10 protein-coding genes are annotated in these 13,717 nt (G+C 60.5%); 3 read left to right on the forward strand and 7 right to left on the reverse strand.

Annotated elements, in window-relative coordinates; all coding sequences use genetic code 11:
- Positions 1 to 53 precede the first annotated feature (53 nt).
- The 3 genes from R1W01_RS10010 to R1W01_RS10020 all read right to left on the reverse strand — a co-directional run bounded on the left by R1W01_RS10010 (position 54) and on the right by R1W01_RS10020 (position 5,523).
- Positions 54 to 1,112, reverse strand: a complete 1,059-nt coding sequence (locus tag R1W01_RS10010) for an NAD-dependent epimerase/dehydratase family protein (protein ID WP_297758668.1) — start codon at positions 1,110 to 1,112, stop codon at positions 54 to 56.
- Between the two features lie 105 nt (positions 1,113 to 1,217).
- A complete protein-coding gene (locus tag R1W01_RS10015; RefSeq protein WP_297758670.1) occupies positions 1,218 to 4,358 on the reverse strand; it encodes an efflux RND transporter permease subunit in 3,141 nt (1,046 codons plus the stop codon).
- 22 nt (positions 4,359 to 4,380) lie between these two features.
- Complete coding sequence (locus R1W01_RS10020) at positions 4,381 to 5,523, reverse strand: efflux RND transporter periplasmic adaptor subunit (protein WP_297758672.1); 1,143 nt, start codon at positions 5,521 to 5,523, stop codon at positions 4,381 to 4,383.
- A gap of 136 nt (positions 5,524 to 5,659) precedes the next feature.
- Between R1W01_RS10020 and R1W01_RS10025 the strand changes: the two genes are divergently transcribed.
- Positions 5,660 to 6,328, forward strand: a complete 669-nt coding sequence (locus R1W01_RS10025) for a TetR/AcrR family transcriptional regulator (RefSeq protein WP_243612582.1) — start codon at positions 5,660 to 5,662, stop codon at positions 6,326 to 6,328.
- 6 nt (positions 6,329 to 6,334) lie between these two features.
- Here R1W01_RS10025 and R1W01_RS10030 read toward each other — a convergent pair whose 3' ends face one another.
- From R1W01_RS10030 to R1W01_RS10045, 4 genes are all read right to left on the reverse strand, one after another.
- Positions 6,335 to 7,411, reverse strand: a complete 1,077-nt coding sequence (locus R1W01_RS10030; RefSeq protein WP_297758678.1) for a hypothetical protein — start codon at positions 7,409 to 7,411, stop codon at positions 6,335 to 6,337.
- Positions 7,408 to 8,550 carry a hypothetical protein gene (locus R1W01_RS10035; protein WP_297758681.1) on the reverse strand — a complete coding sequence of 381 codons (1,143 nt, stop codon included), beginning with the start codon at positions 8,548 to 8,550 and terminating at the stop codon, positions 7,408 to 7,410. The genes R1W01_RS10030 and R1W01_RS10035 overlap by 4 nt, the downstream gene beginning before the upstream one ends.
- Positions 8,551 to 8,589: 39 nt before the next feature.
- Positions 8,590 to 10,419 (reverse strand): hypothetical protein, encoded by a 1,830-nt coding sequence (locus tag R1W01_RS10040; RefSeq protein ID WP_317275217.1) that lies wholly within the window; start codon positions 10,417 to 10,419, stop codon positions 8,590 to 8,592.
- 122 nt (positions 10,420 to 10,541) lie between these two features.
- Positions 10,542 to 11,135: a helix-turn-helix domain-containing protein gene (locus R1W01_RS10045; protein ID WP_297758687.1), complete on the reverse strand. Its 594-nt coding sequence runs from the start codon at positions 11,133 to 11,135 to the stop codon at positions 10,542 to 10,544.
- Between the two features lie 151 nt (positions 11,136 to 11,286).
- Here R1W01_RS10045 and R1W01_RS10050 point away from each other — a divergent pair, with 151 nt between their 5' ends.
- Complete coding sequence (locus tag R1W01_RS10050; protein ID WP_297758690.1) at positions 11,287 to 12,432, forward strand: NAD(P)/FAD-dependent oxidoreductase; 1,146 nt, start codon at positions 11,287 to 11,289, stop codon at positions 12,430 to 12,432.
- A complete protein-coding gene (locus tag R1W01_RS10055) occupies positions 12,429 to 13,712 on the forward strand; it encodes a TRAP transporter large permease (protein ID WP_243612576.1) in 1,284 nt (427 codons plus the stop codon). Before R1W01_RS10050 ends, R1W01_RS10055 begins: the two co-directional genes overlap by 4 nt.
- Positions 13,713 to 13,717 lie beyond the last annotated feature (5 nt).

The following is a 13,717-nucleotide window of genomic DNA, read 5'->3' on the forward strand; positions in this document are numbered from 1 at the left end:
AAGGATGGAGGCCCGCAACCCTTCCAGCGACTGGAAGGATCGCGGAAAATGTATCAGCTTTTCGTGAAGGCGCCGCGTTCGACCATTTGAGCGAACATGTCTTCGACGGTTTCCTTCAGCGGCCGATAGGTCAGGCCGAGCGCGGTGCGTCCCTTGGAATTGTCCGCCTTCCAGACAATGTTGGCATTGCGGGAGACGAACTTGCGTTCCACGCCCGCGGTCGGGGCGAGCAGCCAGAAGAGCCATTTCGGCAGGGGGCGCTTGGGGAGCGGATAATCCGCGCCGAACTTGTCCTGAAGCAGTGTGGCGATCTCGAACGTGTTGGTGCCGTGGCCTGAAGTGATATGGCGGCCTTCGGCTTTGGGGGTGAAGGCGGCGGCGAGATGCGCTTGGGCGAGGTCACGCACGTCGACCACGCCAAGCCCGAGCTTGGGGGCGCCCGCCTTCATGGTGCCGTCGCCAAGCATCTTGATGATGCGGAAGCTTTCGGAAGTGGGCAGGTCGTTGATCGCAGGGCCAAGCACGAGAGACGGGTTGATGACGACGAGATCCCAACGGTCCTGCTCTGCCGCGATGGTCCAGCCTTCTTTCTCGGCCAGTGTCTTGGAGTAGGAGTAGGGCTGATAGTCGAGTGAAGCGGTGGTGTTCCAGACGTCTTCCGTCAGCATCCCTCCGGGCGCAGAGGCGCAATCGATGGCATCGGTATAGATCGCGGCGCAGGAGCTTGTCAGGACAACGCGGCGCACGCTCTCGGTGCGGTTGGCTTCTTCGAGGACGTTTCGTGTGCCTTTGACGGCGGGGTCGATCAGGTCGCGCTGGGGGTCTTTGACGTTCACGATAAAAGGCGAGGCGGTGTGAAACACCACGGAACACCCCTGCATCGCTTCGCCATAGGAGCCGGGCTCTAGCAGGTCGGCTTTGAAGAAGCGGATTTCGCCGTGCGCGGCCTCGGCCAGTGCGGTCAGGTGGGCGGTCTTTTCGGTCTTGGCAGGATCACGAACAGGGGCATGAACGGTCAGGCCTGCGTCGAGCAGGGCTTTGACGATCCAGCCCGCAACATAGCCTGTCGCGCCTGTGACCATCACGGGCGCGGAACGGTCGATATCGAGCATGGGGATTTCCTCCGGGTGCAGTGTCAGGAGGAAAGATGGGGGTCTCAGAGCCGTTTGGCAATGCGTAGACCGGGCGCGCGCCATGAGCCGCGCGCCGAGACCAGTTTAGTGCGCAGTATCGGGCGCCGGGGCGCCTTTCTGTGCGGCGACACGCTTGCGGCTAAAGACGCGCGCCACAAGCACGAAGAAGAGCGGTACAAAGACGACGCCGAGCACCGTGCCAGTGATCGTGCCACCAAGCACGGCGGAGCCGACGGCCGTGCGCCCACCCGCGCCCGCGCCGCTCGACAGGGCGAGAGGCACGACACCAAGCGAGAAGGCCAGCGAGGTCATGATGATCGGGCGGAAGCGTTGGCGCGCCGCTTCGCGGACGGCCGTATAGAGGTCTTCCCCTGCTTCGAACCGTTCGCGGGCAAATTCCACGATTAGGATCGCGTTCTTGCCGGTGAGGCCGATCACGGTCAGCAGGCCGACCTGGAAGAAGACACCGTTTTCAAAGCCGAACCAATAGGCCGCGCCCATGGTGCCAAGCACCCCGATCGGCATAGCCAGCATGACCGAGAAGGGAATGGCCCAGCTTTCGTAGAGCGCGGCGAGGCAAAGGAAGATCGCGGCCAGCGAGAGCGCATAGAGCATCGGGGCGGAACCGCCGGAATCCAGTTCTTCGAGAGAGAGACCCGTCCATGCGACGCTATAGCCGGGCGGGAGTTGCGAGACGAGGCGTTCGATTTCGGCGATGGCGTCGCCGGTCGAAACACCGGGCGCGGGCGAGCCCTGGACCTGCATCGAGGGCACACCGTTGTAACGCGTCAGACCTTGGGGGCCGTATTCCCAGCTTTCGGTGGTGAAGTTGGCGAAAGGCACAAGATCGCCACTGGCGTTGCGGACGCGCCATTTCTGTAGGTCCGAGGGTGTGGCGCGACTATCGGGTTCGCCTTGGACATACACGCGCTTGATGCGGCCATTGTCGTTGAAGTCGTTCACATAGGCCCCGGCCCACGCGATGTTGAGCGTGGTGCCGACATTGGCAGGGCTCACCCCAACCGCCCCGGCAGCGCGCCAGTCGATATCGAGCTTGAACTGTGCAGCATCTTCGAGGCCTGAGGGGCGGGCCGAGCCGATCAGCGGGCTTTGTGCTGCCATGCCCAAGAGCTGATTGCGGGCGTTCAGGAGCTGTTCGTGGGTCTGACCGCCTTGCGCCTGAAGGTAGAAGTCAAAGCCCGAGACGTTGCCGAGTTCGATGACCGAGGGTGGCACGATGGGGAACACCATCGCATCGCGGATCGCTGAGAACGCCGGGAAGGCACGGCCCGCCACCGCCTGAACCGATTGCGCGGGCGAGGGGCGTTCGTCCCAGTCTTTCATGCGCACGAAGGCGAGGCCCATGTTTTGACCCTGGCCGGCGAAAGAGAACCCGACGACGCCAAAGGCGGATTCCACGTTCTCTCCTTCGGCCTCGTGGAAATGGGATTCCACCTGTTTCACCACGTCGAGCGTGCGCTCGGCGGAGGCGCCGGTCGGGCCTTGGATGAGGGTCATCAAGATGCCCTGATCTTCATCGGGGAGAAAACCCGTTGGCGTGTTGTTGAACAGGAAGACCATGCCATAGCCAAGGGCGGCATAGAGGACGAGAACGCGGAAGGGGCGGCGGATCACGTGGCCAACCGTCCCGGCATACCCGCCTGTCACCTTTTCGAAGGCGATGTTGAACCAGCCGAGAGGGCCGCGATGCGTATGGTGGGCATCCTTGGCTTTCAGGAGCGTGGCACAGAGGGCCGGAGTCAGGGTCAGGGCGACCAGCACCGAAAGCGCCATGGCCGAGACGATGGTGATCGAGAACTGGCGATAGATCACACCGGTGGAGCCACCGAAGAAGGCCATCGGCACGAAGACCGCGGACAGAACGAGGGCGATCCCGATCAGGGCACCGGTGATCTGGCCCATGGATTTGCGCGTCGCCTCACGCGGAGAGAGGCCTTCTTCTTCCATGATGCGTTCGACGTTTTCGACCACGACGATGGCGTCATCCACAAGCAGGCCGATGGCGAGCACCATGGCGAGCATGGTCAGTGTGTTGATGGTAAAGCCCGTGATCGACAGGATCGCGAAGGTGCCGAGGATCACGACCGGCACGGCGAGCGTCGGGATAAGCGTCGCACGGAGGTTCTGCAGGAAGAGAAGCATCACGAGGAAGACGAGGCCGATGGCTTCGAACAGCGTCTTTTGCACTTCGTGGATGGAAATCTCGATGAAGGGTGTGGTGTCATAGGGGATGACGTAGGAGACCCCTTCGGGGAAGAATTCTTTATACTCTTCGATGCGGTGTTTTACCCGTTCAGCGGTATCGAGCGCGTTGGCCCCAGAAGCGAGGTTGAGCGCCATGCCCGAGGCGGGCTGACCGTTGTAGCGGGCGATGGTGGCGTAATTTTCAGCACCGATTTCGACGCGTGCCACATCCCGCAGGAGCACAAGACCGCCATCGGTTTCAGCCCGCAGGACGATGTTACGAAAGTCCTCGGGCGTGGACAGGAGCGATTGCGCGGTGATCGTTGCGTTGAGCTGTTGCCCGCTTGGGGCAGGCAGGGTTCCAAAAGCGCCGGCGGAAATCTGGGCGTTCTGGGCAGAGACCGCATTCACCACATCAGAGGGCGTCATCTCGAAGGCGGCGAGCTTTGAAGGGTCGAGCCAGATGCGCATGGCGTATTGCGCGCCAAACACCTGTGCGCCGCCCACGCCTTCGATGCGGCTGAACTCATCCACGAGGTTCGAGCTGAGATAGTCCGAGAGGTCGGCTTGGTCGAGGCGGCCATCCTCGGAAATCAGCGCCAGCACCATGAAGAAGGAAGACGACGCCTTTTGCACCTGCACGCCGAGGCGTTGCACGGTTTCGGGCAGCAGCGGTGTTGCCTGTGCCAGTTTGTTTTGCACTTGCACCTGCGCCACGTCCGGGTCGGTTCCGGCCTCGAAGGTCAGAGTAATGCTTGCCGTGCCCGCAGAGGTCGACGAGGACGACATGTAGCGCATGCCGTCGAGGCCGGTCATTTGCTGTTCGACGATCTGGGTTACCGTGTTGGCGACGGTTTCCGCAGACGCGCCGGGATAATGCGCGTTGATGCGGACAGAGGGCGGTGCGATCTTGGGATATTGCGCGATCGGTAGGGTGTAGATCGACAGAAGGCCGACCCCCATGATGAGGATCGAGATCACCCAGGCAAAGACGGGCCGGTCGATAAAGAAGCGGGCCATGATGGACTCCCCGGGGTTTGGATCAGTTGTCTACAGGCGCTTCCGCGCGTTCTTCGGGGGCGACCGTCATGCCGGGCGAGACCTTTTGCAGGCCCGCGACGATGATGCGGTCGCCGGGCGCAAGACCCTCTGTGACGACCCAGTGGTTGCCAAGGTCGCGCTGCACGGTCAGTTCCCGGCTTTCGACGACATTTTCGGCGGTGACGACCATGGCCGTCGGGCGGCCCCGACGATCCCGTGTCACTCCTTCCTGCGGCGCGAGGATGGCGTCTTGGACGATGCCTTGGGGCATGGCCACCTGCACGTACATGCCCGGCAACAAGAACCTGTCGGGGTTCGGGAACTCGAGCCGTAGGACGATAACCCCGGTCTGTTCGTTCACATGCGGTTCGGCAGCGGCGAGAATGCCTTCGTGTTCGTAGGGTTCGCCATCGGCAAGGCGCAGGGTCACGACGGCTCCTGCCTCTTCGGCAAGTTCCTGTCCAGAGCGGCGCCATTGCAGGAGCTCGGACGCGGATTGTGTGACGTCGACATAAACCGGATCGAGCTTGCGGATGACGGTCAGGGCGGTGGTTTGCCCAGCCGTAACAAGCGCGCCTTGGGTTGTCTGGCTCAGACCGACGGTGCCGGAGATGGGGGCGGTGATGGTGGTGCGGTCGAGATCGATGGTTGTCGAAAGCACCTGCGCCTCTGCAACTTTGACTGCGGCTTCGGCCACGTCGCGGGCGGCGACGGCATCATCAAAGGCTTGTTGGCTTGCGACATTGCGTTCGCGCAGCTCTTTCTGGCGGGCTTCTTCGCGCTGGGCCGAGCGAAGCTGGGCCTCGGCCTGTGCGAGGTTGGCTTCGGCGGCGGCCTTGGCGGCCTCGTAGGTGGCCGGATCAATGCGGTAGAGCGGGTCACCTTTCGCAACAGGGCGGCCTTCTTCGAAGATGCGTTCCATCACGATGCCGCTGACCTGTGGTCGCACCTCGGCAACGCCTGAGGCGGTCACACGACCGGGCAAGGCAGAGGAAAGGGTCACATCCTGCGTCTTCAGCGTCACCACGGTGACGGGTGTCGGCGGGCGCTCTCCGCCTTGCTGCTGTGCTTGCGCGCTTGGCGCGTTGAACGACAGGACAAGCCCGAGGGCGAAGATCGGGGCGAAAAGACGAAGGCGCGACATGTGGACTCCGGGATTGGTCTGCCGCCACGGTGGCGGATGGTTACCTGCGGCGATAAGGAAACTGGAGGGTTTTGTAAAGATTGGATAGGGTATGTTCCTGTGAACCTTTCGTTATGCCCAGCAAGGAGCCTTTCATATGCCCAGCGAACCGGCACTTTCCGAAGCGCAGACCAGCCGTCGCCGGGGGAGGCCGGTTCAGATGTGCCCGGCAGAGCGGGAAGCGTTGGTTCTTGATTGCGCGATTGCGCTTTTGTCGGAACGCGGTGCGGAAGAGGTTACGGTGGCCGATATTGCGCAGAGGGCGGGTATGTCGAAACGCACGCTCTACAGTTTGTATCGCAGTCGCGAAGAGCTTCTCGGGGCGGCGCTTCGACGGATCAGCGACACGATTTTCCGACCCTTGCGCCCCGATGAACGCAGTGCGTCGCTTGAAGATCGGCTGCGCATTCTGCTGACGTTCGATCCGACGATGGACGCGCCAGAGCTTCCCATTGAAATCTTGCGTATCATCGTTGCGGAGGTGCGAAACTTCCCCGATCTCGGGCGTAGCCTAAGCCGGAAGGGGCCGGGGCAGGTGGCGACGTTCCTGACGGATGAGTTAAGGCGCGCAGCGCGGGTAGGAGAAGTTGAGATCGCCCCGGAAGAGATCGCTCCTTCGGCAGAGCTTTTGGTGGATATGGTCTTTGGCGATACCATCCACTGTATGCTCGACCCGGACCGGATTGCGCGCCTCGCCAATGATCGTGCGGCACGGCGCGACCGCGCCATTCGCCTTTTCCTCAATGGTGTGCGCCCGCGTCGCTAGAGCGGCTTAGGACAATCCCAGATGGCGGCGGGTCTCGGTCAGGGTCTCGCGCAGTCTCTGTGGTCTTAGGCGCACCATATCACCCAACATCCTGCTGAAGATATGGAATGCTTCGATCGTTTCTTTGGAGAAATGGTCCTTGGCCTCGAGCGATTGCGGCGTGTCGATGGTCTTGTCGTCCATCTTGGCCAAGGCGTCGGCCATCGGGGTGCCTTCGAAGAAGTCTGCGTCCATGGCTTCGGCATCGGCGGCATAAAACTTCTGGATCGGCTCGACGAGAGACGCGGGAATGAGAAGCTTGTCGTCACGCGCGCCGAGGTCGCCAGTCCGCATGTATTCGGCAAGCAAGCGGCCAATCGCTGTTCTTGCTTCGTCGTAGCGCATGTCTTCAAGGCCCTTCAGCGTATCGCGCAGAATGAGCTGCACCTCGCGTTGAAGCGCGAGTTGGCCGAGGGTCAGGGACGTGTTGGCATTCACCGTTTTCGCCAGTTCAAAATCGGACGTGCCGAGCATGAAGTGGAAGAAATCGCTGACCACATCTTGATCGTGGAGATAACTGCGCGCGAAGGGACGCAATTCAAAGCGATCGCCGAAGATGTTTCTCCAGCGTTTGAAGCGGGGATGATAGAGGAAGATCCCACGTTTGCTTGTGCGTTCAAAGAAGGCAGGCACGCTCTTGATCTCTTCGCCGAGCTTGAGGCGTTCGGAGAAGGCGGAGAGGATTTTTTCCGGATGCGGGCGGACATAGGCGACAAGGCGCATATTGTCCTTGTAGGCCGGAAGATAGGTCTCAATCGCCTCGAGTAGCACCTTTGGGCGGACGAACTGAAAGTGCTCGGCGGAAATGACTCCAAAGTCAGCATCGCTTTGATCCAGAGCCTTTGCGATGCGCTTGAACCGAGCGGGTTGTTCATTGAGGCGCGTCTTTTGCGTCAGCGAGTGCGCCAGCAGGTTGTGATTGGAATGTGTCGGGAAGTAGTAACTCTTGCCGGGGAGTTCGCAGGCGCCATGTACAAGTGCCTGCTGAATCGAGGTTGATCCTGTTTTGGTATCGCCCAGATGGATGATGAGCTCTCTGGTCATGTCGTGGTGTCCTGCGTCCGGGCGGTGGGGGAGAACTCTTGATCTTCGAGCTCCCGGAGGAATTTGCGGATCTTCGGAATACCGAGCCTCGGCATGCGTGCGTTCATTGTCTTCACGGTTTTGGGGAAGATCTCCATCTCCGGCACGGGGCAGGGCGTTGCGACGGCGTCGGTGTTTGCAAAGAAGGGTGCCTTGCCGGTGATCTCTGCGAGATAGTCCTGTACGTGGACAAACCGTTCTTGAAGGCGGGCACGGTTCTCTGCACCGAAAAGTTCAATGTCATGTGAGGGTGGCAGGTCCAGCTCTGGCGTCATCCTGCGCAGGGTCTCACGCAGGAGCTGTGCTTGCGGCGGCGGAAGGGCACGGTTGCCGAGGCGAGCAATCTCGTAGACGCCGCGATGCAGGGAGCGGTTGGACCGGCGCTCTGATACGAGGTCCGGTGGGAGGTCGACACCTGCTTGGGCGAAAAAGTCAGTGACCGAACCGCCATTTGCCCGGACCTCTGCGTAGTCGCGGATAACGAAACGGGCCTCTGGCACGGTTTCGAGCCAGCATTGCAACATGTCGCGATAGTCGAAATGAATCCCGTCAAAATACTCGTCGATCCCGTCTTGTCGTAGCGGGGAGAGCTCATGACCGAATTTGAGCCGCTGGCCGTGCCATGACGCGAGGTATTCATCAATGCGCCGCAGGGTTGCAATGATGGTGATCTCGGCCTGCACCGGGAATACGTCGATCAGGTCTTCGATGATCGGTGCCCCGCCGCGTGCGAAATTGGAAAAGACCTCGCTTGCGAGAATGACGGTGTGTGGTTTGAGAAACTGGATTTGCTGTTGCAGTGCCTGTTTCATCTGCGGCAGGCCGGGAAGATCCGTATGAAAAGGCGGCACCTTTCCGAGCTTGTGGCTGCTGAGCATACGGAAAGCCAGCGCGTTATGAGGCTCGCGGGCGTTGAGCGGGATGTCCTTGGGCGGTTCACACAGCCCGGCAGCCGTTCCAAGGGCAAGGGACATGCCCTGAAAATCCGTGCTGGGATAGAGAATTCCGGACTTCATCAAGGCAACCTGATTGCGGCTCAGGAAGTCCTGTAGCGCTGTCGATCCGACCTTGTGATGGCCTATGAACAGGATAACCTTCATCTTCACTCCTGTTGCCCATTGGGCAGTTCGATTTGCCTCTTAGGCCACTTTGTCGTGGCTGTCGGGCGACACCAGTCCCAGTTTGCGACGCCAGAACGGTTCAGCGGTCAGCGTCTGGTAGCCGTCTCTATAGGCCTCTGTCAGGCGCTTGTAGCGCAGCAGGAAGGTGATCGCATAGAGCGCAAAATGCCCTGCCTCACGAAATAGCCTGCGCTTGGAATGGCGCACCGTATAAGAGGATTTCCGGTTCGCGCTCAGGTAGGTGATCTTGCTTGCGCCGAGCGTCTTGCGGATATTGCCGCGCTCCTCCGAATGCAGAACGAGCGTATCGCCCCAGCGCGAGAAGAACGGCAGTAGGTGGCCGTTTAGGCTTAGCATCATCAGCAGGCGCAATGCGGTGCGATCCGGTTTCAGTCTCCGTCGGGCACTTGTCGGTGTCGGTCCCTCGGTCGGTCGCCAGTTTTCGTCTTGTGTCAGCGATTTGATGTCAGCCCGGCGCTGGGCCATGTCGGCGTTCTCGGCGAAATACTCTGGTCCTTGCAGCGTGTCCGCCATCGCGAGATTGATCGCGGCGAGCGTATCGTAGTGCATGCGCGGCAGGTTGCGCAGGAAGAACCAGATCGCGATTTTCAGGACTGCGAAGCGGCCAACCTCCATTGCGGGTAGGCTCAGGTGATGGGCCATGTGGCTGCGTAGGTCGAGATACCAGGTTTGCGGGCTTTCTTTGTCGGTAAAGCTTTCTTGGAAAGAGACGACACCATTGAGGCGCACGATGTTGAAATCGTTCACCAAGGAAAAGCTCACATCGTCGCCGCGTACAAAGAACGGAAAAGGCATGTGCCTTGCCTGTGCCAGCGGAAAGGCAAAATACCACCAGCCGCCATAGAGCTGGTCGGGCGGTGTCCCGGTGGTGGCAAACTCCATATCAAAAACCTGGCGTGGATCGCGCAGGTCTGTGCCCATGAAGAGAGGTTTGCACCGCCTGTCGAAGATCGCCCCGTTCTCCCAGATCGACCAGCGGTGCTGGGCGTTGATCATTGCGCCGGCAACGGCGGTGGCGGGATCCGTGGCATAGGCGAGAAATTGGTAGGTGCGATCAAGGCTCGCCATATGGATCGAGGCATCGTCATCCATGAAGAGACAATGGCTCGCACCGAGATCGGCGGCCGCTAACTGTCCGCGCGCGAAGCCGCCCGATCCCCCGAGGTTCTCGTTCGGAATAATCGTCAGGCGGTCGGTGTCGGTATGTGTCAGGGATTGCCCGTTGTCGACGATCACCATGCGCATGTGATCGCGGTGACGGCTTTGGGCGATGTAGTCCTCAAAGCGCGCAATGGTGCGGTTTACTTCGTCTTCGCGCTTGAAGGTGGTGACCGAAAGCGCGAGGTCGGGCGTGCGGCGAGGGGAGTCTGCGGTTTGCCATTCCGCACCGGTCAACGCACCGTCCCCAAGAGCCTGCAGTTCGAAGAACAGCACGCCTTCGTCATAGGTCTCGTCGAAACCGTGGGCGAGATCAATGCGGGTTGGGCCGTCTGCGGTGAGGGTCAGGGTTTCATTCAGGAGCCGTTCCCAAGAGCGGTTCGGATAAGCGAGAAATACCGATATCTCGAACGAACCCTGTCCGGAGAGCGCAAGAAAGAGGCTCTGGAGGTCGCAGTGTCGCCGCCATTTGCCGATGTTGAAAAGGTTGAACCAGGTGTTTGTCTCAACCACGCCGCCAGCGGCAAAGGAAATCGTGCGGTGTTCCGTCGACAGGCCTGCTGGACGGTGAAGGCGGAAATACAGGTCGCGTTCTGTGCAAATACCCGTCTCGGGCCAGATCAGGCTTTGGAGGGGCGTGTAGTCGGAAATGCTGCTTGCTGAAGCCATAAATTGGATACACTCATCGCGTCGGACCATGGGGATGCCGTGGCCGTCATTCGGTTCGCACCGTATAAGTCAGGCATGGCGTCCGCAACCGGCGTTCGTGCCAATCTGTAGGCAGAAGTGCCTTAGACGGTTTGGGCCTGCGGCTCTGTGCAGATGCATAGGACTTCGGCCTGTGCCTCGCCGGTACTCAGGTATCCATGCGCCATCTGGCTATCGAGATAGACGCTGTCTCCCTTGGAGAGCGTGATAGGGGCGTAGTGTTCGCTATGCACTTCGACCTGACCATCGAGCACATAGAGAAACTCTTCGCCTCCATGGCGGAAGAGTTCTCCGAAGGTCTTGAGATCGCGAGCCTTCAAGCGTGCGAGGATGGGGACGATGAATTTGTTCTTCACGTCTGGGCAGAGATAGTAATAGTCGTAGTTCGGTGTGCTTATGAGGGCGCCTTCGCCCTTGTAGCTTGGCGCAAAGCGGCTATTGGGGGCGGAGGAGCGCAGCTTACCGGTATCGGAGCCCGAGACAAGGTCGCTGATCGATACGGAGAGCCCGTCGCAAAGCTTTAGGATGACGTCGAGCGTAGGGGAGAGCGCGCCGTTTTCGATCTTGGAGATCGTCGAGACCGAGACCTGAGACCGCTTTGCCAGTTCTGCGAGGGTCATTTGCTCTGATTTGCGCAGCACTCTGAGGCGCTGACCCACTTCACTTTTGTAAGACATGCTTCATCCTATGCTGGCTTCGCGGGTATTTGCCACGATTTCCGGCAGTATCATAGCTGAAAATCAAAGAAATTTTCGTATAGGAAAATTTTTCTTGTAATAAAATCCGAATCCATCAACTCTGATCGCAAGCGAAGCGACAGGACGAGATATGGCGACGGTAGAAGATAATCAGGCGGACATCGTTGTGATCGGTGCCGGAATTGCAGGGGCGTCGGTGGCGGCCGAGTTGGCGGGCTCTGCAAAGGTTGTGATGCTCGAAATGGAGCGCCAACCGGGCTACCACACGACGGGCCGTTCCGCCGCGGTTTTTGCGCCCTGCTATGGTCCGACGCCGATCCGGGAATTGACCCGTGCCTCCGAGAGCTTCTTTCGCAACCCGCCTGTAGGCTTCACCGATACGTCTCTTTTCGCGCCACGCCCGATTCTGATGATCGCGCGGCCCGAACAGCGCGGTGTTCTTGAGGCTCTGACCGAGGCCTTGTCGCGGGAGACGCGGGTTCAGCGGTTGAGCGGTGACGAGCTTGCGGCGCACCAGCCCATGCTGCGGCCCGACTATGCGAGCGATGGTATGCTCGACGAGATGGGGCAGGATATCGATGTGCACGCCTTGCATCAGGGATACCTGCGCCAGTTCCGCGCCTTGGGTGGAACTTTGGAAACAGGCGAAGAAGTTACGGCGCTGGAGCGGCAGGGCGATGATTGGTGCGTGGTCACCAAGAAAGGCACGCTGCGTGCCCCGGTCGTTGTCAATGCGGCCGGCGCATGGGCCGATGCGGTCGGACAGATGGCGGGCGCGGAACGGATCGCACTCACCCCGAAGCGCAGGACAGCGATGATGATCGCGGATCATCCGACCATTGCCACGGCCGATTTGCCGATCACCATTGATGTCGAAGAGCAGTTCTATCTCAAACCGGATGCCGGGCGTTTGTTGATCTCCCCTGCGGATGAGACCCCTTCGGCACCTTGCGATGCGCAGCCCGAAGAGCTTGATATCGCGATCTGTGCCGACCGGATCATGACGGCGTTCGATCTTGATATTCGCCGGATTGAGAACAGCTGGTCCGGATTGCGCAGCTTTGTGCCCGACGGGGTGCCCGTGGTTGGGTATTCAGACGTGGCGCCGGGGTTCTTCTGGCTCGCGGGGCAGGGGGGGTACGGTATTCAATCTGCGCCTGGCTTGGCGCAATACGCAGCGGCAGCAATCCAGAAACGAGAGATGCCAGCGCGGGTCATGGAGACCGGGTTCGACCCAGCAAGCGTGTCGCCCGAGCGTCTTGAGGTGGCAGCATGATTTGGTTCGTTCCCGCCGCAGCTTTCGTCTTTCTCGCATCGGGGTTGGCCCTGGCCTATGTCATTGGTGGCTCAGCGATGCTTGCCTTCGTGGCGCAGGAGAAGACGCGCTATCTCGCGATCATGCCGCAGAAGGTGTTTTCGCAGATCAGTGTCTTTTCCCTTTTGGCGATGCCGCTTTTTATTCTCGCGGGTGAGGTGATGAACCGAGGTGGTGTCACAAAGGCGCTGATCGACTTGTCGATGGCGCTTGTTGGGCGGCTGCGTGGTGGGCTTGGGCATGTGAACATCATGACCTCAGTGTTCTTTGCAGGTATCTCCGGCTCTGCCGTGGCCGATGCGGCGGCGTTGTCGAATACGCTCGTCCCGGCGATGCGGGAAAGGGGATATTCCGCGGCCTACGCTGGAGCGATCACGGCGGCCTCTTCGATCATCGGGCCGATTGTGCCGCCCTCGATCATCCTCATCTTTTATGGCGCGCTGATGCAGACCTCGGTCGCAGCGCTTTTCGTGGCAGGGATCCTGCCGGGTCTCGTTCTGGCCATGGCGTTGTTCATCATCAACGGTTGGTATGCCTGGCGCGAGGATCACCCCCGAGTTGCCAAGGGAGAGGCTCCGCCGATCGGGCCGGCGATCTGGAAGGCGCTGCCGGCTATGTCTTTGCCGATCATCATCGTGGGCGGGATTGTCTTTGGATGGATGACGCCCACCGAGGCCGCCGCGGTGGCCGTTGTTTCCGCGACAGCAGTGGCGTGGTTCTATGAGGGCCTGAACCGGGCGGACTTCTGGCAGGCGTTGTCGCGCACGGCTGTGCTGACTGGGTCAATCTTTATGATCCTGTGCGCGGTCGCGGCCTTTGGCCATCTTGCCGCGCTCGAACGTATTCCCCAGGCACTTGCCGCGCTGGTGGAGCGGATGGGGCTTGGCCCGGTGGGCTATCTCCTAGTGATGAACGTCCTGTTCATTATCGCGGGGATGGTGCTTGACGTGACCGTGGCGTTGGCGCTTCTCGTGCCGCTTCTTGCGCCTGTCGCGTTGGCGAATGGCGCCGACCCGGTACACCTCGGCATCGTGATTTGTTTCAACCTTTCGATCGGCCTTGTGTCGCCGCCTCTCGGTGGGTGCCTGCTGATCGTTTCGACCGTGACTGGGGTCCGATACTGGGATCTCGCGCGGAAAATCATCCCCTTTGTTTTGGCGGAAATCGTGGTTCTGGGCCTGCTCGTCGCAGTGCCAGAGATCAGCCTCGCCCTGCCGCGCATGATGGGGCTTTGGCACTAGAAAAA

This window comes from Shimia sp. FJ5 (assembly GCF_032918335.1).
GTDB classification, from domain to species: Bacteria; Pseudomonadota; Alphaproteobacteria; order Rhodobacterales; family Rhodobacteraceae; genus Shimia; species Shimia aestuarii_A.

Excerpts from the sequence above, each read along its gene's own strand:
- R1W01_RS10055 (WP_243612576.1), top strand. The coding sequence starts at position 12,429 with ATGATTTGGTTCGTTCCCGCCGCAGCTTTCGTCTTTCTCGCATCGGGG.
- R1W01_RS10050 (WP_297758690.1), top strand. The coding sequence starts at position 11,287 with ATGGCGACGGTAGAAGATAATCAGGCGGACATCGTTGTGATCGGTGCC.
- R1W01_RS10030 (WP_297758678.1), bottom strand. The coding sequence starts at position 7,411 with ATGACCAGAGAGCTCATCATCCATCTGGGCGATACCAAAACAGGATCA.
- R1W01_RS10020 (WP_297758672.1), bottom strand. The coding sequence starts at position 5,523 with ATGTCGCGCCTTCGTCTTTTCGCCCCGATCTTCGCCCTCGGGCTTGTC.
- R1W01_RS10035 (WP_297758681.1), bottom strand. The coding sequence starts at position 8,550 with ATGAAGGTTATCCTGTTCATAGGCCATCACAAGGTCGGATCGACAGCG.
- R1W01_RS10015 (WP_297758670.1), bottom strand. The coding sequence starts at position 4,358 with ATGGCCCGCTTCTTTATCGACCGGCCCGTCTTTGCCTGGGTGATCTCG.
- R1W01_RS10040 (WP_317275217.1), bottom strand. The coding sequence starts at position 10,419 with ATGGCTTCAGCAAGCAGCATTTCCGACTACACGCCCCTCCAAAGCCTG.
- R1W01_RS10045 (WP_297758687.1), bottom strand. The coding sequence starts at position 11,135 with ATGTCTTACAAAAGTGAAGTGGGTCAGCGCCTCAGAGTGCTGCGCAAA.
- R1W01_RS10010 (WP_297758668.1), bottom strand. The coding sequence starts at position 1,112 with ATGCTCGATATCGACCGTTCCGCGCCCGTGATGGTCACAGGCGCGACA.
- R1W01_RS10025 (WP_243612582.1), top strand. The coding sequence starts at position 5,660 with ATGCCCAGCGAACCGGCACTTTCCGAAGCGCAGACCAGCCGTCGCCGG.